Raw genomic sequence first — 18484 nt, 5'->3', positions numbered from 1 at the left:
TGAGCGTCGACCGAGAGAAATGTCAGACATTCAATCCATCCCAGTAGGCTTTATCTCGCCCTATGGCGATTACGGCTTGCGCAATTCCCAGGCACTGAGCGGCGTCAGCCATCTGTGGCAGGATTTCTTTGCCCGGGCATTGGCCGAGCAACAGGGTGATGGAGCGAAGGCTGTTGGCGACCAGCCGCTGGCAGAACTTGACCCTGCAGTCGAACCCAGCGCCGGCAGTGACCTGTTGATGCAGATCGTCAGCCAGCGCCAGTGCGACGTGAAAGACACCGAAGTCCGTCCGCCAGAACCTTTGTTCCTGCCCATCGCCGAGTTCGAGACCGACCTGCTGGACAAACCGTTCCCGCCCTTCCCGCCGGAAGAAATCACCGCCCAGCAGCGCCAGCAGGATTTCGAGAGCGGTTGGGTCCGCCCGATCGTGCTCAACGCCGGCCAGCCACTGCCTGAGCCGGGCCCGGTGCCCGAGCCACGGCCGCTGCACCTGCCCATCGCCGAGTTTGAAATGGAGCTGCTGGACAAACCGGCCGAGCCGTTCCCGCCTCAGGAAATCATCGAGCAGAACCGCCAGTTCGATTTCGATATCGGCTGGGCGCGCCCGCTGGTCCTGCAGAACCTGCGCATCGCCGCCTGACCCCTACCCGCTTCAGCGACAGATCCACCACGGCCCCACATCCAGATGGAAGTGATTGCGATGGGCGGCGTTGTAGTCCGGGCCCAACACCACATTGAAACTGTCGCAGGCCCCATCCCGGGCCAGGCGTAGAAAACGCGCGTCCGCCCCTTGCTTGGGCCAGTCCTTGAGTACGCTGATGCTGCGCCCGTCGGCCAGGCGAAAGCCGGCGATGTCCAGGGCATTGGCACTGGCATGCTGGCTGCGGGCACCCTGCTCGCGCCCGTACATGTTGCGGCAGGCAAAGCTGCCCAGATGATCGACCCGCACCACCGCCTGCCCATACACCGCTTGAGCGGCCGGCTGCAGCCCGTGACGCTCGAACAGGGCAAAGGCCACGGCCAACGGGCAGCTGGCGAGAAAGCTGCTGCTCAACGCCACCTCACCGCCCTGCACCCGCAAGGTATTGCTCAGCGGGCACGTCACATCCGGGCGGCTGTCCTGCTGGCGGGTCACCCGCAGGCCGGACCGGCTCAGCACCTGATCGCACAATTGCGGGTTGTCCCGCAGGCGGCTCAGCTTGTAGCGGGTCAGCAGGTTCGGTTCGGCGCGCACATCCAGCGGCGCCCAGGGATTCCAGGCCGGCGGCAACCAGTCGCGCCAGGCACTGAGGACAAACAGGGCAATGATGAGCAGTAACGGCAAAAGCACTTTCAGGGACCGCACGACAACTCCTGGCTGATCAGTTCTTGAACAATTGATTGATCTGCCCGAACGGCATCGCCTGGTTGGCCAGGTCAAAGCACCCCTGGCCCTGAATCTCCTGCGCCGCCGCATAAAACGCCCCGTAGGCGGCGCGGGCCAGCGTCGAGCCGAGACTGATTCGCTTGACCCCCAGGGCCCCAAGCTCGGCCACGGTCAGGCTGAGGCCGCCGGACATCAGCACGTTCACCGGTTTTGGCGCCACCGCGCGCACCACCGCCAGGACCTCTTCAGGGGTCCGCAGCCCCGGGGCATACAGCACATCGGCGCCGGCTTCGGCGAATGCCTGCAGGCGGCGAATGGTGTCCGCCAAGTCATTGCGGCCATGCAGCAGGTTTTCGGCGCGCGCCGTCAGGGTGAAAGGCAGGCCGAGACTGCGCACTGCCGTGACCGAGGCCTGGATGCGCTCCACAGCCAGCTGGAAGTCATAGATAGGGTCCTCGGCGCGGCCCGTGGCGTCTTCAATCGAGGCGCCGACCGCGCCACTGGCGGCCGCTTGCAACAGCGCCTGGGCGCAACCGGCCGGGCTGTCGGCGAAGCCGTTCTCCAGGTCCACCGCCAACGGCAGGTCGCTGGCGCCGACAATCGCCCGCACATTGCCCAGGGTGTCCTCCAGGGACAACGCGCCTTCGGCATCCGGACGCCCCAGGGAAAAGGCAAAACCGGCGCTGGTAGTGGCCAATGCCTCAAAACCCAAGCTCGCCAGCATCCTGGCTGAACCGGCATCCCAGGGGTTGGGGATTACAAAAGCACCATCGCGCTGGTGCAGGGCTTTGAAGGCATGGGCACGGCGGGTTTGAGCATCCATGGGCTCACTCCTGAAGAAGGTCGGGAACCCGCGTCAGAGCAAGCCGAGCTGCTCCGCGGCGGGTTCTCTGTATAACTCAGGCAAGGCGGGCAAGCCAGGCAAACGTGCCATCAATTGCTGATGAAAACGCCGCGCCAGCTCGGCGGCCAGACGGTTGTCGGCGGTGTGCAGGAAGATATAGGGGGTGCGCCCTTCCTCGATCCAGCCGGCGATTTTCTCGACCCAGGGCACCAGGAACGGATCATTGGCCTCAAGCTCCGGATGGCCGATAAAGCGCACCTGGGGAAACTGAGTGAAGGCCGCGGGCCGTGGTGGCACCTTGGGCTTTTTCGACTGGGCGTGGAGCACCGATGGCGCGGTGGAAGTGCAGCTGAACAACGCTCGTGGATCCAGGCAGATCCGCTCCACGCCGCGCTCCAGCAGCAAGCGGTTGAGCATGCGCTCGGCATCGCCCTTGGCGAAGAACTCCGGGTGCCGGACCTCCACCGCCAACGGCCGCTCAAGGCCATCGATAAAGCCCGCGAGCTCCGCCAGGCGCTGCGGGGCGAAGCTTGCCGGCAGTTGCAACCACAAGGGCGAGACCCTCGCACCCATGGGGCTGAGCAACTGCACAAAGGTTTCGGCGGCGGTCAGTTGCTCGCGCAGGTCGCCGCCGTGGCTGATGTCGCCGGGGAACTTGGCGGTGAAGCGAAACGTCTCGGGCATGATCTGCGCCCAGCGCTCCACAGTACTGGCCGAGGGCCTGGCATAGAACGTGGTATTGCCTTCCACCGCGTTGAACACCTGGCTGTACAGCCCGAGGAAGTCCGTCGGGCGCGCGTTATCCGGGTACAGGTACTCACGCCAGGCGTTTTCGCTCCAGGAAGGGCAACCCAGGTAATACGGCAGCATCAGATATGCAGATCGAGCCCCAGCACTTCCATGTCCCAATCAACAAAACCGGCGGTGGTCAGGTAACTGGCCAGGGCATTGGCCACGCTTTTGCTCATGGCGCGCTGGAAAATCATGTCTTGCTGGCGGGCGGGGAGATTGCTGGTGCGTCCGGCGGATGCCTGGGAACGCGGTTGGGCGGGGCTGGCGTCGGCTTGAACGTCAACGGCATCGGCATCTTCCAGGGACTCGTCAACCAGCACATTACCTTTGCGAGGCTTGCGCTTGATGGGATACGAGTGAGAGGAAACGCCGTCGATGCGCATAAATACATGCCCGGTATCAATGATGGCAATTTAGCGGCACAACACCGACTTAGCAAATGCCCAAGTGATAACTAGAACACAGAAAACGTAAAAGGTTTAAAAACCGGGGAAATCTGGCATGAAAACCAGACGATTGACCAGATCCTGAAGAGAAAACCGCAGAAAATCCGGCGTGGGCGGCACGCCGGTCAACCTGGCAGCAAGCCTCAGCGGGCCTTGGGCGTGGCCACTTTATCGCGCAGATACACCGGTTGCGCGTCATCCGCGGCAATCGCCTCGCCCCGAGCCCAGGCAAACCGCGCCAGGCTCAGCAGGTCTTCGGCGTGGGGCAGCATGGCCGCATCCTGCCCCGCCGTTTTGACGCCAATGCGTTCGGCATAACCCCAGCCGGTGCCGGCACCGAACCAATCGCCGCTGGCATCGACAGGCAGCGCTGCCGCTTCGGGTGGCAACACCGCTTCAGCACCGACCAGACGCATCTCGCCGGCGGTTTCCTGATAGCAGCCCCAGTAGACTTCATCCATCCGCGCATCGATGGCCGCGGCCACTTGGGTGGCGCCGTGTTCACGCAGGGCGCGCTGGGCCAGCACCGCCAGGTTCGACACCGGCAATACGGGGCGTTCCAGGGCAAATGCCAGGCCCTGGACCACGCCGATCGCAATCCGCACCCCGGTGAAGGCCCCCGGGCCCCGGCCAAAGGCAATCGCGTCGACCGCCTGCAAGGTGGTGCCGGCATCGGCCAGCAGTTGCTGAATCATCGGCAACAGTTTTTGCGCATGCAGGCGCGGGATCACCTCGTAATGGCTCGTGACCTTGCCGTCATGCAGCAAGGCAACGGAGCAAGCTTCAGTCGCGGTGTCCAGGGCCAGCAAGGTGCTCATTGATGTTTCCGTTACAAAGTGGGAGTAAAAAAGTCACGCATTATAAACAGCAACGGCCCGCAAGCGGGCCGTTGAAGATGCAGCAAAACCGACTTATCAGCTCAGTGCTTCAAGCACCTTGCCGGTGATCGCTTCTACCGAGCCAACGCCAGCGATGTGGCTGTACTTTGGCTTGCCCTGGCTGGCGGCCAGGTTCTGGTAGAACTCGACCAGCGGTTTGGTCTGGGAGTGGTAGACCGACAGGCGATGACGCACGGTTTCTTCGGTGTCGTCTTTGCGCTGCACCAGCTCTTCACCGGTGATGTCGTCCTTGCCAGCGATTTTCGGCGGGTTGTAGACGGTGTGGTAAACCCGGCCAGAGGCCTCGTGTACACGGCGACCGGCGATACGCTGGACGATTTCTTCGTCATCGACGGCGATTTCGACCACGTTGTCCAGCTCGACGCCGGCCTTGACCAGTGCTTCAGCCTGGGGAATGGTGCGCGGGAAACCGTCGAACAGGAAACCGTTGGCGCAGTCAGCCTGGCTGATGCGTTCCTTGACCAGGTTGATGATCAGGTCGTCGGATACCAGGCCACCGCTGTCCATGACGCTCTTGGCGATCAGGCCCAGCTCGGTGCCGGCCTTGACCGCTGCACGCAGCATGTCGCCGGTGGAAATTTGCGGAATGCCGAATTTTTCGGTGATGAACTTAGCCTGAGTACCTTTACCGGCCCCGGGAGCTCCCAGCAGAATTACGCGCATCGATGTGCTCCTCAATTTTTTATTTAGAAACGCTCGGATTCGCCTCGTGGGGCCAATCTCGGAAATAGGATCGCGGCCGCCCAAACGGCCAAAGGCTGATCAAGATACACAGCCGACACAGAGCACACAAGCAGCCGAAAGTCGGAGGAACCCGCTCCCTTTGTGCCCTGGCGACGGGGTGCGACAAGTCGCAACCCCATAACAAACTGTCGCCTGGCGACGCTGACCAGGGCCCGACGCACGGTTACCGGCCGACGGCGCCAAGCCCCTGAAATACCGGCAAATACCTCAACCGGTATTGCGCAACCCGGCGGCGATCCCCGCTACAGACACCAGCAGCGCTTGTTCTACCGGGCTGCCCTGGACCACATCCGGTTGCCGCGAGCGTGCCAGCAGTTCGGCCTGCAATAGATGCAGCGGGTCCAGGTAGGTGTTGCGCAGGCGGATGAACTCCAGGGTATCCGGGCTATGTGCCAGCAACTGCGACTGGCCGGTCAGGCCCAGGACCACGGTGCACGCCTGCGACAATAGGTCGCGTAAATGGGCGCCCAAAGGCAGCAGATCCACCTCGACCAGGCGCTCGTCATACGAGCGGGCGATGTCGGCGTCGGCCTTGGCCAGGACCATTTCCAGCATATCGATACGGGTGCGGAAAAACGGCCACTGCTCACGCATCTGCCCCAGCAACTCACCCTCGCCGCGTTCCAATGCCTTGCTCAGGGCCGCTTCCCAGCCGAGCCAGGCCGGCAGCATGAGGCGGGTCTGGGTCCAGCCGAAAATCCACGGGATGGCGCGCAGGCTTTCAATGCCGCCGGCGCGACGCTTGGCCGGCCGGCTTCCCAGGGGCAAGCGGCCCAGCTCCTGCTCCGGTGTGGATTGGCGGAAGTACTCGACGAACTGCGGGTTCTCGCGCACCACCGCGCGGTAGGCCTTGACCCCATCGCTGGCCAGTTCGTCCATCAGGTGGCGCCAGGCCGGCTGCGGCGGCGGTGGCGGCAGCAACGTCGCCTCCAGCACGGCGGCCAGGTACAGGTTGAGGTTCTGCTCGGCGATGTCCGGCAGGCCGAATTTGAAACGAATCATTTCCCCTTGCTCGGTGGTGCGGAAACGCCCGGCCACCGACCCCGGCGGCTGGGACAGAATCGCCGCGTGTGCCGGGCCACCGCCCCGCCCGACGGTGCCACCACGGCCGTGGAACAACAGCAGCTCGACCTGCTGCTCGCGGCAGATTTCGACCAATTGTTCCTGAGCCCGGTACTGCGCCCAGGCGGCCGCGGTGGTGCCGGCATCCTTGGCCGAATCGGAGTAGCCGATCATCACTTCCTGCGGGCCGTGCAAGCGCGAACGATAGCCCGGCAACAGCAGCAGCTTCTCGATCACTGGACCGGCGTTATCGAGGTCGGCCAGGGTCTCGAACAGCGGTACTACGCGCATCGGCCGCAGCACGCCGGATTCCTTGAGCAGCAGTTGCACCGCAAGGACATCCGAGGCGGCGCCGGCCATGGAAATCACGTAGGAACCCAGGGACGCAGCCGGCGCAGCGGCCACTTCGCGACAGGTGGCCAGCACTTCAGCGGTGTCCGCCGAGGGTTTGAAATGGCCCGGCAGCAAGGGACGACGGTTGCTCAGTTCGCGCATCAGGAACTCGATGCGCTGCTCTTCGCTCCAGTCCTCGTAACGGCCCAACCCCAGGTAGTCGGTGATTTCGCTCATGGCGCCGCTGTGGCGGCTGGAGTCCTGGCGCACATCCAGGCGGACCAGGAACAGGCCAAAGGTCACCGCCCGGCGCAGGCAATCGAGCAACGGCCCATCGGCGATCACGCCCATGCCGCATTCGTGCAGCGAGTGGTAGCAAAGCAGCAACGGATCAAGCAGGTCGCGATTGTTCTGCAGCACATCCGGGGTGGCCGGCACCGGTCCCTTGAGCGCCGCCTGCGCCCAGTTGCGGGTTGCCCGCAGCCGCTCGCGCAATTGTTTGAGCACCGCGCGATAGGGTTCAGAGCTGTCCCCGGCCTTGGCCTGCAGGGCGGCACTGGCCTGTTGCATGGACAGTTCGGCCGCCAGGTGATCGATATCGCGCAAGTACAGGTCCGCCGCCATCCAGCGTGCCAGCAGCAGCACCTCGCGGGTCACTGCGGCCGTGACATTGGGGTTGCCGTCGCGATCGCCGCCCATCCACGAAGCGAAGCGGATCGGTGCCGACTCCAGCGGCAGGTGCAGGCCGGTCGCCGCATGCAGGGCTTTGTCGGCCTTGCGCAGATAGCTCGGGATGGCCTGCCACAGGGAATGCTCGATGACCGCAAAGCCCCACTTGGCCTCGTCCACCGGCGTCGGCCGGGTGCGGCGGATTTCTTCGGTGTGCCAGGCTTCGGCGATCAGCCGTTGCAGGCGTTCGTGGATCTGCGCGCGCTCGGCACTGGTCAGGTCGCGATGGTCCTGGGCTGCCAATTGCGCGGCAATCGCATCGTACTTTTGAATCAGGGTGCGACGGGCCACTTCGGTGGGGTGCGCGGTCAGCACCAGTTCGATTTCCAGGCGCCCCAACTGCTTGGCCAGGGACTCGGCACCGTGGCCCTCGGCACGCAGCCGCGCCAGCAGCTCGGGCAGAACTCGTGCCTCGAACGGCGCCGGTTGCGACTCATCGCGACGGTGAATCAATTGGTATTGCTCGGCGATGTTCGCCAGGTTGAGAAACTGGTTGAAGGCCCGGGCCACCGGCAGCAGCTCGTCTTCGCTCAACTGGTCCAGGCTGGCACTCAGTTCGGCGCTGGCCGAACCACGCCGGTCGGCCTTGGCACCCTTGCGAATCTGCTCGATCTTGTCGAGAAACTCCTCCCCGTACTGCTCGCGGATGGTGTTGCCCAACAGCTCACCCAAGAGGTGAACATCTTCGCGCAGGCGCGCATCAATATCGCTCATGTACCTGTTCTCCGGCTGATTCGGGGCGGCTCGCAAGCCTCAAGAGTGCCGTCAGCACAAGGTGCTTAGCAAGCGCGCGACCAACTGACTTTAAACCTTGCGCGTTGCGGCTAGTCTCAAGAGTACGCCGCACAACGGCGCAGCGCCGGCCCGGGCCGGTCATTCACCCACCCCTGCCACGAGCAGGTGTCGATTGAGGTCGCCATGAAAATCCGTGAGCTCGCGCAACACTGGGAAGAAAACGCCAAGGGTCGCCTGACCAAGACCGGCTATGTGATCCATCTGGATGTCGAAGCCGCTGCACGCCTGGCCGCCATTGCCGAGATGTACCCCAAACGCCAGACCGAGGAACTGCTGGGCGAACTGATCGGCGCCGCCCTCGAAGAACTGGAAGCCAGCTTCCCCTACGTCCAGGGCCAGCACGTCGTTGCCACCGATGAGGAGGGCGATCCACTGTACGAAGATAGCGAGCACGCAATAGGAAAAATGCAAAAACGGGCGTAACCCGCGTAGGTTCTGGCTTTCAGCCTAATTTGAGGTAGACATGAACAGGTTTAGAGATTTGCTTGAAGACTGGGATAGGAACGCAGCAGAAGCACAGGATTTAGTAACCGTGCCAGTGGCCTTGCACCGTTCGGATCTGGTGAAAATCAAGGCATTTGCCGAGGTCTACAAGCTTCCTGAATCCACGGTCATAGCTGACCTTCTCGGAGCCTCTATAAAGGAAGCAGAAGCAGCTATGCCCTACATCCAAAGTGGAGAAGTCATCAGGATCGAGGAAGGCGAACCAGTCTATGCAGACGCTGGCCGAACCCCTGAATTCGTCAGTGCTGAACAAAAAATAGCCAAGCAATTGACGACTGGAGACTGACAAAGACGTGTCAATTTGCCATGATCCGGCCCACATGGCGTAGGTCATTCCGACCGATACAGACTTAGCAACATGCCCCATGATTGGGGCTTTTTTGTGGGATATGGAAAATGAAAGGACTGTCGATTCTGTTCAACCTAGCTTCGCTAGCGTGCCTTACCTATCTGATGATTGCGAAAGGCATGCCGAGAAATGATGAATGGGGAATCATCATCGCGTTTGCCGGGGCCAACATCACATCATTGATAGTCATCCTGACTGCAAAAGACAGTTCTTTCCTAGGGCTTTGGCTTCAAAGAAAGAAACTGGAAGAACAGCAGAAAATCAACAAGCTCAATTCTCAGAAAGACTGAATTCAATAATCAAGGGATTAGAAAAGTGACAGATACGACATTTTACAACGAAGCCGTCAAATTCGCCGCAGAAATGGAAGAATTCATCGCCATCAATGAAGATGACGATTCGGTTGATGAAAAGTTTATGGAATTTTCAAAAGACCTATCAGCAAGAATGATTGCAGCCTCCAAGAAGTCTGACTTCGACTTAGGCGATGTTATTGATACCATTCGCTACATGGAACAGATTGAAGACTTTCACGGCAACGTATTTGCTGGAGATATTGATACTGACCTTCCCCAAGCTACGCAAGAAATCTTGACGCCGGTAAGAGTCTTCTCCCACATGGAGAAAATTAGCGGAAAACGTGCATCACGGAATTTCCTTGTCTTGAATGGCGTGAGAATTAATCTTGAACAAGCTCAGATGTTCTATGATGCGTTGGCGGGTCTGAATGCTGATATTGCATTTAGCTACCTCAATCATGGAAAGGTGCAAGTAGAGAATAACTACTTTGAAGAGCTAGAAATAAACCCGTTACAAATGCCAGAGGCTGAAGAATTTGAAGAGCCAGTGATACAACTTACTGAGAAGCGGGAACCACGTTTCGGGCCTATCAATGTCATGTTACGGATGACGAACGAGTTTATAGGCCAAATCAAAGATTATATTGAAGAGAACTCTCAGCAGCCGAATTTTCATGATGAGATTTACGATAGGTTTGGAACCGACATAGAAGCGAAATTTAGCTTCATTAGCAACAACTATGCTCGGATTGAACCTAAAACTAGGGTAATCGGAATTCTTAAAGAGTTTTGGTCACTTGGAAACCTAGACAATATGAATACGGAGCCTTTGAGCTTTGTAGACATTCTATGTCCACAGGTCGTTATTCAGCTTGTCCAAGACATACCAAACGAAGACTACATAGCGTTTGAAAATGAAACCGGCACTGAATTTTATAAGCTCCATGAACATGAAGCTGATGATGCGGTTCATCGTGAATACCCATTTGACGTACTGACAGGAAGGTCATTGAAAAAATGAAAGACAGGGAGTTTAAAGGTCAGGTGGACGACCTTCTCAAGCGTGCATACTGGAATTCCCGCTATTCAAGCGAGATTCGCAGGCTTCACAACATTGCTACTGAGAAGCAGAAGCCCGGTCTGAAAAGGATTATTGCAGAAGCCATTGCAGCCAAAGCAGTGAACCCGGCTCATGCAGGGTCATACAAGCGATTCTTCAACCGGGGGAGCTTCAAGCCATACGCCCTCTTCTTTCATGCCTTGTTCGTGCCGCACATGGAGAAGGTTCTAGCCGAGGTGTTGAAGCTGGTGCTGTTCAGTGAATCATCCACAAGCACTGGTAGCCGCAAGGCCGTAGAGCTGGCGATGAAGTCATACCCAAAGGCCATTGGCTGGAATGAACCAGACGCCTTAGAAGCACTGAGAAAAGCGGTACTGGTGATAGAAGCGTATGACCATGACCAAACGTCACCAGAGGCTCAGGAAGAACTTAAATCGGCCTTTGAGCTATTGGTGAATGCAGAAGTGAAAACATCGGCTGAAATCATCAGTGTGAGGTGTTACAGCCAGCTTTCCCGCCTGCAGGTCAAGCTTCAAGGCACTGACCTTCACGACCTTGCAACAATGGCATTCAACCGAGCGTGCTACCTGATTTGACCTTGCGTCTGTCAGAGACAACAAAGCCCCGTAATCCGGGGCTTTTTTGTGCCTGAAGCAAAAAACCCCACATAACTATTAAGATGGGGCTTCCTGCAACTAACATCGGTAAATCATGGAGAACATAAACTTTAATAACTTAATTAGAGATGAGGATTGATGGAGAAAGACAGATAATCAATAAATCAAAATACATGCAACCCTCACAATCATATTATCAAGCCAATTAACTTTGTCAAATAAATAATCCATCTTTATTGTAATTGGCTATTTATACATTATAATACTTATAGATGAACAATTTGATAATCATGGACAAATTAAGCCAAAAAGAAGAGATATTCTTAAATCTATACACAAAACACAAACACAATGAAACATCTGAAAGTATCAAGAAGACTCACGGTCATCTAATCAATGACAAAATGAATTTTCAGTCAGTCGTAGAACTGGGTTCAAACTTCATGTTCATGTTCGGAAAGACGAACGGTCAGGAAATGTATGACTTCATACAAAAGAACAAAGTAACGTTCTCAGACAACGTATTCAAATCTATTTACAGCACACTCTTCAAAAAAGACATTGAAGTCAACGTAGACTTCAAGAAGATAAAAGAAAACGTCTTTGACAATTTCGATTTAGTGTCAGGTCAAGCGGCCACGTTCTTGAAAGAAGTGGGTTGCACAGACAAGCAAGTCAAATACTTCAACCAGAACATAACCAAATTTAAGGATATGGCTGAAACATTGGTGCATGATTATTTCTACTACACCAAACAACCCATACAACCAGAATTGCTAGAAGGCAAGCATTTGAAAACCATCTTCACAGAAATGGGAAATGGATACGACAACATCAAATTAGTGTTTACCGATACAGAAAAGCTCAATGATTGGCGTTATGACCACAACTTACTAATCAATCCATGCAAAGCAATATTGACACACGGTAATACCTCAGTAGACCTAGTAAACAATTTAGGTGGTGGTTATGAAATCTCAACGCTCATCAAAGACAAGGCTTTCTTTGAGAAAATTAAGAACGAACACATGAGCTATGAACCAGCCACACGCCTTTATCAGTCAATGCTTGAAACCATCAAAGCTGATGAAGAACCCACAAAGAAGAACAAATCAACCATAACGAAACCATAACCAGCCAAGTGCTGGTTAATCTCACTTATAGCCTTAGTATTATAGTGTGTTGATAATCACCTACAAAATGCTAATCTATTCTCATAAACATCTTAAAAGGAGAATTATGGCTATAACTGAAAACAACTATGAATTTGTCAAAGACATAGAAAGCTTAGGCTATACGATACAAGCTACCAGCTCCAGTGGTGGCTGGAACAGACTACATTTGATTGAGGATGGTGAAAGGGTCAACTTCCATCAGTTCCGTGGCGAAAGCTTCAATCAACGTATCAGCGAGGTTAGACAGCACCTAGCCGGTACATCCACCGATGGGATTAAATCGGATAGTTACCTTTACTATGCGACTCAGGGTCTATTGCTCAAAGCTGTTGCTCATACGCTAGCCACTGACAGACCACAAGCAGCGATGGCACACACCATCATGGCTAAATTCAATGCCGCTACCAACCACATCTTAGACAAAGAATTGAAGGTCTACGGCAAGAGCGTTCACGAATACTCACCCAACCTGACTGGCGTTAGATACCCTTCTGCTGTTCATGAGAAAAACCTACTGGTTGAACAGATAGAAGCGATGGGTTATGACCTGCAGGTAAAACCTAGCAGTGGGAAGAATTTAAGGCTCTATGTCCTAGACGCCGACAAGAACCCAATAGGCTATTCAGGAACGACTTCAACAGAAGATGGACAGACCAGAACGATTGATGACCTTATGGCGAGGATTGAAGGCCGTGCAAGGTTCACAGATGCCAAGATTGATAAGACCTTCATGGACGCTATCAAGGGTGCCCGTGCAATAGCGTTGGTGGATGTTTACCAGAAGAACACAATGAGCAAGCCGGAAATGCTCAAAATCGCTAAGGGATTTGATGAGAAGAGCTTGCAGCTTCTACAAGAGAAATTGAGCCTGAAAGGTATAGATGCTGGCAAATTCCAAAATGACTTGCGAGAAGTCAAACAAAACAAGCATAAACCCAAGATGTGATAATCAACCAGCCGCAAGCTGGTTTTTTTTCGCCTCAACAAAAATAATTGCTGGTAACTATTTACATTTAAGAAATGCTTGATATGTTGTTATTAACTAACAACGGAATTAACATGAAGGACATTACACTAAAAGAAACCGCTTTCACAAAATCATTGAACAAATTGAAAGATGGCGTAATCATAGCAACAGCAATCGTTTTTGTAGCAATATTAGCGATGGGTGCATTAGAAGCTTCTGTAAATGACAGAACAGACATGAGAGATACAAAGATTGAGTTCAACCGCTAAAACAAGGAATAAACAACAAGCCAGCCAAGAGCTGGTTTTTTTGTGCCTGTCAATTTACACCATCTACATTTACATTTAATAACCAAGTGATAGAATGAATATTAACAACAACATTTAAAAACATGAATACACTATTAGAGATAATGAAAATTATCATCAATCAATCAAAGTTTAAGGAAGCACACAAAGCCGTAGCCAGAAATAAAGTGTTGATTAAGAAAGTATCAGGCAAGGCTGGCATTGATACTGAAAAAAAAATTGAGATAGCCACATTCGTCTTGATACTGACTAATGAGATACAGCTACATATAAACAGCTTGATAGACAAGCAATCAACCAATTTCACGCCAGAAATTAAAACTGAATACTCCAAGTTGCATCATTCTTCTTTCTTTGTGAAATTCCTCAACAACTACGATGGTGCTGCATCAGCATTTGACCCACTTCTTGAAAAGCTCAAAAGCTATACTGGTGAAGAGCTAACGGCATTGATACTTCCAGTCCTAGAAGACGTTCATGCTCAATGGAAGAAAGTAGCGGATGAAGCCGATGAGTATTTGAACCTCACCTTGAACTACGTTGATAAGGATGAGGTAGACGCCTTAAAGCGTATGGTTGAATCTGGTATTTTCTATGACATGATGAATGACACAGTAGGATTTCGCAGGTTGATTTTCAAACCAGAAAATTTCAATTCTAAGAATTTAACACAAAACAGAGACTTCTATGAAATTTTGATAAACAGGTATGAGCATTGTTTTGATTTCTTGCTTGACGCTAACACCAGTAATTCAAATAGTCGATTAAAGATAATCGCCAAGGATGATAAATACTATGTGATTGGTGAAGACGATAACAACAAATTCATATTTGAACAGCTCACAAAAGAATATCCAATCAGCGGCTACCTTTTCGATTTCAGCGATTTACAAGGCGATTCAGACAAAGCTGATAATCTGAGAATGATGATAGAAATGAGCTTAGATGTAACGTCATTGAAGCATATGACAGCCAGCATGACACCGAGTGAGGCAATGATATTCTCAGTAGAGCTTTTGAAAGATTACCTCAATACGGATTTCTATGACTTAACCATTAGAGCAAGTGCTGAATTCAACAGATGGTTCTTATTAGAGTTAGGCAATGGACGAAAGTTTGAATGTAGCTCAATGGTTGAGTTCAGCGATTCAGCAAAAGAACACATCACAAAGACCGTCAACTCACTTTATGAAATAGAGTTAGAAACAGATAAGCTTTATGACCTAGCGAAGAAACTGAAGGAAAGAGATTAAACGCAAATAATTTACGCTCAATCATTTACATTTAAGAATTAAATGCTACCTTGATAGTAACTAACTAAAAAGGTGCATACATGCTCGGAACAATAAACTTAAATCTTTGCCCATTCGATGGAAAAATAATAATCGAAGGAACAGCACAGCAATACATCACGATTAATTCAAGAAGAAAGCAAATCATCTACAAAGCGAACAGCAAGCAGAAACATCGGATATTTTTCTACACATCAAAATTCTTGAACGAGAAGATTCAAGCCAATGCTACAAAGCCATTAGAACTTGATAATCTTAAAGTCAAGTTACAAACTTGGATGGATGAAGTTTGTGCAATTTCTTTCCTTGTTGAAAAAACTAACCAAGCAGGATTAGAAAAAAAGCTTATCAATGCTGGTAAACGTGCAGTTCTTGAAGGATTGGGCTTGAACCAGTCCAATTACGTCAGTCATGAAGAAGACCCCAGCTCTACCCTACCAGAAGAGCTTGTAACAGCTTCTGAGCCTGAGCCAGTGGCTGAACCAGCAGAGCCAACCACAAAGACGTTCACATTGCCTATAAGCAGCCATAAAGCCGTGACGTTGACCATTCCTATTGACCTCACTGAATCCGAACAGGATTTGATAGCGAAAAGCTCACTGGAATATTTAAGAGCGTTACTACTCTCTCATTATAGAAACTAAATCAAGCCAGCTAATAGCTGGTTTTTTTTGCCCACACTATTTACATTTAATAAATGAGTAGTAACATGAATACATAAACATACAAAAAGAGGAACAATGCTTAAATTAATCAAAGAAGAAATAGAACTAATCACCTTTGGAAAAGGTAATTCTGTAAGCCTTATTACTTTAGCTAGTATATATGGATTGATGTGCTATCTAACATTTATGCTTTACAAGTCTTTTGCTGACCTTTTAACACCAGCATCAAACCATGCATATTCTTTCAACCGAGACTCAATGTGTGCAAGCCCACTAACACCAGAGGCTCAGCTTTTATGGCTTCTAGGTTTACTAGTAGGCGTTGGAATTATAGCGATGATAGAACATTACGATAATAAAGAAAATAAACCCAATACCAGCAAATAAGCTGGTTTTTTTACGCCTGAACACTTTAATACTAAAAATATTCACACCTATCTATTTACATTTTATAATTATGTAGTAACTTAATATATAACTAAACAACAAAAAGGATAACATGAAAATCAATAAACTTGCATTAGCATTAGCAATAACATTCGTTTCAATAGGTGCAGCCTGTTCGGCCTACATGTTCAAAAAAGAAGTCACACTAGCAGTCGTTTCAGATAAAGCTAAACACTCCCTAGACCTTACAACGAATGGCCTTCACAACATCAGCGTTGGTGAAGCGTTCACCATCGACAAATCAGAAGCCGCACAAATCAACTTCCTACGTTGCTCATTCTCACGCCCTGAATTCAGATTTAGCTGGTACTGTCACCAGATGAAATCAGACGGCAAAATGACTAAGAATTCATACATTGCTTTGAAAGATGACCAAGAGAAGTATGCAAATTCTCATCGTTTAGAGTCATTCTTCTATTCATTAAGAACTGATAAAGAATTTAAATCTTTGATGGAAAAACTAACCATTAATGATATTGAAGAAAAGAAAGAAAGAGAAGCTAAGAAAAAAGCTTTAGTTGATAAGGTACTAAAACGTGTTGACATATCAGCCGCTGAAAGCACATCGAGTTTACGTTTTGATATGGAACAAGCCGCTACCTATGTTGCTTACGAATACGCACCTTGTAACGGTGATAACATTAAAGAAAAGATAAATTGTGAGCTTCATAGAAAGTTGATAATTAAAAGCCTTATATCAGGCGTTAATGATACGGAAATTTTTCAATCAACAATTGAAAAGCTAACTCCAGAGTATCCATCAGCATGGGAATCCCTCAATGGAGTGGGCAAATTCTTTTTCGTTGCCATTAGTATGATTTTTGGATTTGCATTATTTTACGACATGATAAACGATGAAGAAGAGGAAGAAGAGGAAGAAGATACTGATGAGGATAATAATGTAGAAGGTGAATCAAATGAAAAATAAGATTATCGACAATTTCAAACTCTAACCGCTAAGGCGGTTTTTTCACGTCTACCCTCCCCCGCCGACCGTCACCGCAGCTTGAACCAGTCACCAGAACTGATACTGTATGCCCATACAGTCAATGGTCAGTCATCATGCTCAGTCCACCTATACCCTTCTCAGCAGCTCTAAACCCAGCCAAAGCACCAGTTCATGGCCGTGCGGCTTGTGGCTTCCCTTCACCAGCAGAGGAATACGCAGAGCCACCGTTGAGCCTCGATGACCTTTGTGGAGTGGGGAAACCATCCTTGTTCATCCTCATAGCATGGGGTGACAGCATGAGCGGCCTAGGCGTTTACGATGGTGACTATCTGGTGGTTGATCGAGCCATAGAACCCCGCGTGGGAAGCGTTGTAGTAGCCAGAATCGGCCCTGAATTCACTGTGAAGACCTACGGCATAGCCAACGGTAAACCCGTGCTGATACCGGCTAACCCAGCCTTTGAAACCATCGTCATCGGAGAATTTGAAGAATCCGAGGTGTGGGGTGTGGTTTTGTGGAATCTTCATAAACTCCATGACTAATTCAATCAGTAAAGTATTTGGTCTGGTAGATTGTCACGCTTGTTATGTAAGCTGTGAACGTATATTCAATCCAAGATTAATTGGTAAAGCTACCGTTGTCTTGTCTAACAATGATGGTGCGGTTGTTGCAAGGGATGACCTTAGTAAGAAATTAGGTGTGAAGATGGGTCAACCCTTCTTTGAAATCAAGCACCTTGTTGAAAGTAAACAATTGAATGTCTGTTCTTCTAATTATGCCTTGTATCAGGACATATCAAATCGGGTCACAAAAGTAATCAGTCAATACGTTCCTGCTTACGAAGTTTATTCAATTGACGAATCATTCATTGACCTATCTGGTGTAAATGAAGACTTAGAAAAGCTTTGTCTGGAAATTAAAAGCCAAATCTACAAACAGGTAGGAATGCCCGTAGGCGTGGGTGTGGGTAAGACAAAGACCCTAGCAAAGCTCAACAACTGGGCGTCTAAGAAGTGGAAAGCCAAGACTGGTAGCGTAGTGGTCATCCTCGATGATGAGCGTCAGAACAAGCTTCTGAGCTTTGCTGATGTGGGTGAAGTGTGGGGTTGCGGGTCAAGAACCCAAAAGCGTCTGGAATTGATGGGTGTGACGAAGGCCATTGACCTTGCACGGTATGACAAGAAAGCCTTACGCCAGATGTTCAACGTCAACATTGAACGCACCGCCAGAGAGCTTGAAGGTACGGTGTGTTTTGGTCTGGAAGAATCCCCGGAACCCAAGCAGAACATAGCTTCAACCAGAATGTTTGGTAAGCGGGTTTACGAGCTGTTAGAGCTTCGACAGGCCGTAGCATCATACGCAGCCAAAGCAGCGGTAAAACTCCGCAAGGAAGGAATGCTAACGAGCTGCCTGCAGGTCTTTATCCAGACTAGTCGCTTCGATGACAAGCCATACAGCAATGCCACAATCATTGGCTTGGAGTCACCAACGGACGACACCCGCGAGCTGATAGCAGCCGCACAAGCTGGACTGACAAGGATATTCAGATCCGGCCTTCCCTATGCCAAGGCTGGAATCATGCTCAGCCAGTTCACACCCAAAGCTGGCTACATCCCAGACCTTTTCGCCAAACCAGAGCGTAGGAACAATGACAGGCTGATGGCCTTGATGGATTCAGTCAACAAGGTTCAAGGTGCTGGCACGCTCAGGTTTGCAATCGAACCAGAAACGTCGAGCTGGGGAATGAAGCGTGAATTTCTAAGCCCAGCTTATACAACAAAGTGGAATGAATTGTTGAAAGTAAAGATAGGTTAAAGAGAATTGCACCTTGCATCATTTACA

At 51.5% G+C, this 18484-nt stretch carries 22 protein-coding genes; 15 read left to right on the top strand and 7 right to left on the bottom strand.

All coding sequences use genetic code 11. The annotated features are described in order from the left end of the window. Positions 1–19: 19 nt before the first annotated feature. Positions 20–640 (top strand): energy transducer TonB, encoded by a 621-nt coding sequence (locus tag MF4836_RS09040; RefSeq protein ID WP_078470051.1) that lies wholly within the window; start codon positions 20–22, stop codon positions 638–640. A gap of 12 nt (positions 641–652) precedes the next feature. Here MF4836_RS09040 and MF4836_RS09035 read toward each other — a convergent pair whose 3' ends face one another. From MF4836_RS09035 to ppc, 7 genes are all read right to left on the bottom strand, one after another. Then, positions 653–1345, bottom strand: coding sequence for an extensin-like domain-containing protein (locus MF4836_RS09035; protein ID WP_078470050.1), 693 nt, complete (start codon positions 1343–1345; stop codon positions 653–655). Positions 1346–1361: 16 nt separating this feature from the next. Then, positions 1362–2189: an isocitrate lyase/PEP mutase family protein gene (locus MF4836_RS09030; protein ID WP_078470049.1), complete on the bottom strand. Its 828-nt coding sequence runs from the start codon at positions 2187–2189 to the stop codon at positions 1362–1364. A gap of 33 nt (positions 2190–2222) precedes the next feature. After that, positions 2223–3083, bottom strand: a complete 861-nt coding sequence (locus MF4836_RS09025) for a DUF72 domain-containing protein (RefSeq protein WP_178102925.1) — start codon at positions 3081–3083, stop codon at positions 2223–2225. After that, a complete protein-coding gene (locus MF4836_RS09020) occupies positions 3080–3385 on the bottom strand; it encodes a hypothetical protein (RefSeq protein WP_078470047.1) in 306 nt (101 codons plus the stop codon). The genes MF4836_RS09025 and MF4836_RS09020 overlap by 4 nt, the downstream gene beginning before the upstream one ends. Positions 3386–3591: 206 nt before the next feature. Further along, the gene (gene tsaB, locus MF4836_RS09015) at positions 3592–4266 is read right to left on the bottom strand and encodes a tRNA (adenosine(37)-N6)-threonylcarbamoyltransferase complex dimerization subunit type 1 TsaB (RefSeq protein WP_078470046.1); all 675 of its coding nucleotides are present in this window, start codon (positions 4264–4266) and stop codon (positions 3592–3594) included. Between the two features lie 96 nt (positions 4267–4362). Next, positions 4363–5010 (bottom strand): adenylate kinase, encoded by a 648-nt coding sequence (gene adk / locus MF4836_RS09010; protein WP_020296650.1) that lies wholly within the window; start codon positions 5008–5010, stop codon positions 4363–4365. A gap of 288 nt (positions 5011–5298) precedes the next feature. Beyond that, complete coding sequence (gene ppc / locus MF4836_RS09005; RefSeq protein ID WP_078470045.1) at positions 5299–7929, bottom strand: phosphoenolpyruvate carboxylase; 2631 nt, start codon at positions 7927–7929, stop codon at positions 5299–5301. 204 nt (positions 7930–8133) lie between these two features. On the opposite strand from ppc, the gene MF4836_RS09000 reads away from it, so the two are divergent. The 14 genes from MF4836_RS09000 to umuC all read left to right on the top strand — a co-directional run bounded on the left by MF4836_RS09000 (position 8134) and on the right by umuC (position 18457). Next, positions 8134–8433, top strand: coding sequence for a hypothetical protein (locus tag MF4836_RS09000; protein WP_078470044.1), 300 nt, complete (start codon positions 8134–8136; stop codon positions 8431–8433). 40 nt (positions 8434–8473) lie between these two features. Further along, on the top strand, positions 8474–8800 hold the full coding sequence (locus MF4836_RS08995) for a hypothetical protein (protein ID WP_078470043.1): 327 nt from the start codon (positions 8474–8476) through the stop codon (positions 8798–8800). A 110-nt stretch (positions 8801–8910) separates the two neighbouring features. Further along, complete coding sequence (locus tag MF4836_RS08990; protein WP_078470042.1) at positions 8911–9153, top strand: hypothetical protein; 243 nt, start codon at positions 8911–8913, stop codon at positions 9151–9153. Between the two features lie 25 nt (positions 9154–9178). Then, a complete protein-coding gene (locus tag MF4836_RS08985) occupies positions 9179–10183 on the top strand; it encodes a hypothetical protein (RefSeq protein ID WP_078470041.1) in 1005 nt (334 codons plus the stop codon). Next, positions 10180–10818: a hypothetical protein gene (locus MF4836_RS08980; protein ID WP_078470040.1), complete on the top strand. Its 639-nt coding sequence runs from the start codon at positions 10180–10182 to the stop codon at positions 10816–10818. Before MF4836_RS08985 ends, MF4836_RS08980 begins: the two co-directional genes overlap by 4 nt. Before the next feature lie 311 nt (positions 10819–11129). Continuing rightward, positions 11130–11972, top strand: a complete 843-nt coding sequence (locus MF4836_RS08975; RefSeq protein ID WP_153050224.1) for a hypothetical protein — start codon at positions 11130–11132, stop codon at positions 11970–11972. A 106-nt stretch (positions 11973–12078) separates the two neighbouring features. Beyond that, positions 12079–12960 carry a hypothetical protein gene (locus MF4836_RS08970; protein ID WP_078470038.1) on the top strand — a complete coding sequence of 294 codons (882 nt, stop codon included), beginning with the start codon at positions 12079–12081 and terminating at the stop codon, positions 12958–12960. A gap of 113 nt (positions 12961–13073) precedes the next feature. Further along, positions 13074–13250, top strand: coding sequence for a hypothetical protein (locus tag MF4836_RS35365; protein WP_161955738.1), 177 nt, complete (start codon positions 13074–13076; stop codon positions 13248–13250). 143 nt (positions 13251–13393) lie between these two features. Then, positions 13394–14542, top strand: coding sequence for a hypothetical protein (locus MF4836_RS08965; protein ID WP_153050223.1), 1149 nt, complete (start codon positions 13394–13396; stop codon positions 14540–14542). Between the two features lie 80 nt (positions 14543–14622). Continuing rightward, positions 14623–15225: a hypothetical protein gene (locus MF4836_RS34960; protein ID WP_153050222.1), complete on the top strand. Its 603-nt coding sequence runs from the start codon at positions 14623–14625 to the stop codon at positions 15223–15225. 96 nt (positions 15226–15321) lie between these two features. Beyond that, the gene (locus MF4836_RS34955; protein ID WP_153050221.1) at positions 15322–15633 is read left to right on the top strand and encodes a hypothetical protein; all 312 of its coding nucleotides are present in this window, start codon (positions 15322–15324) and stop codon (positions 15631–15633) included. Positions 15634–15745: 112 nt separating this feature from the next. Beyond that, entirely contained in the window at positions 15746–16621 is an 876-nt protein-coding gene (locus MF4836_RS34950; RefSeq protein ID WP_153050220.1) for a hypothetical protein, read from the top strand. Between the two features lie 134 nt (positions 16622–16755). Continuing rightward, complete coding sequence (locus MF4836_RS08960) at positions 16756–17184, top strand: LexA family protein (protein ID WP_078470036.1); 429 nt, start codon at positions 16756–16758, stop codon at positions 17182–17184. Further along, positions 17177–18457 (top strand): translesion error-prone DNA polymerase V subunit UmuC, encoded by a 1281-nt coding sequence (gene umuC, locus MF4836_RS08955; RefSeq protein WP_078470035.1) that lies wholly within the window; start codon positions 17177–17179, stop codon positions 18455–18457. The genes MF4836_RS08960 and umuC overlap by 8 nt, the downstream gene beginning before the upstream one ends. Positions 18458–18484: the final 27 nt, after the last annotated feature.

The organism is Pseudomonas sp. MF4836 (assembly GCF_002018875.1).
In the GTDB taxonomy this organism is placed as follows: Bacteria; Pseudomonadota; Gammaproteobacteria; order Pseudomonadales; family Pseudomonadaceae; genus Aquipseudomonas.
Note: the sequence above shows the minus strand (reverse complement) of the source record. Positions and strands in the feature narration are given on the sequence as shown.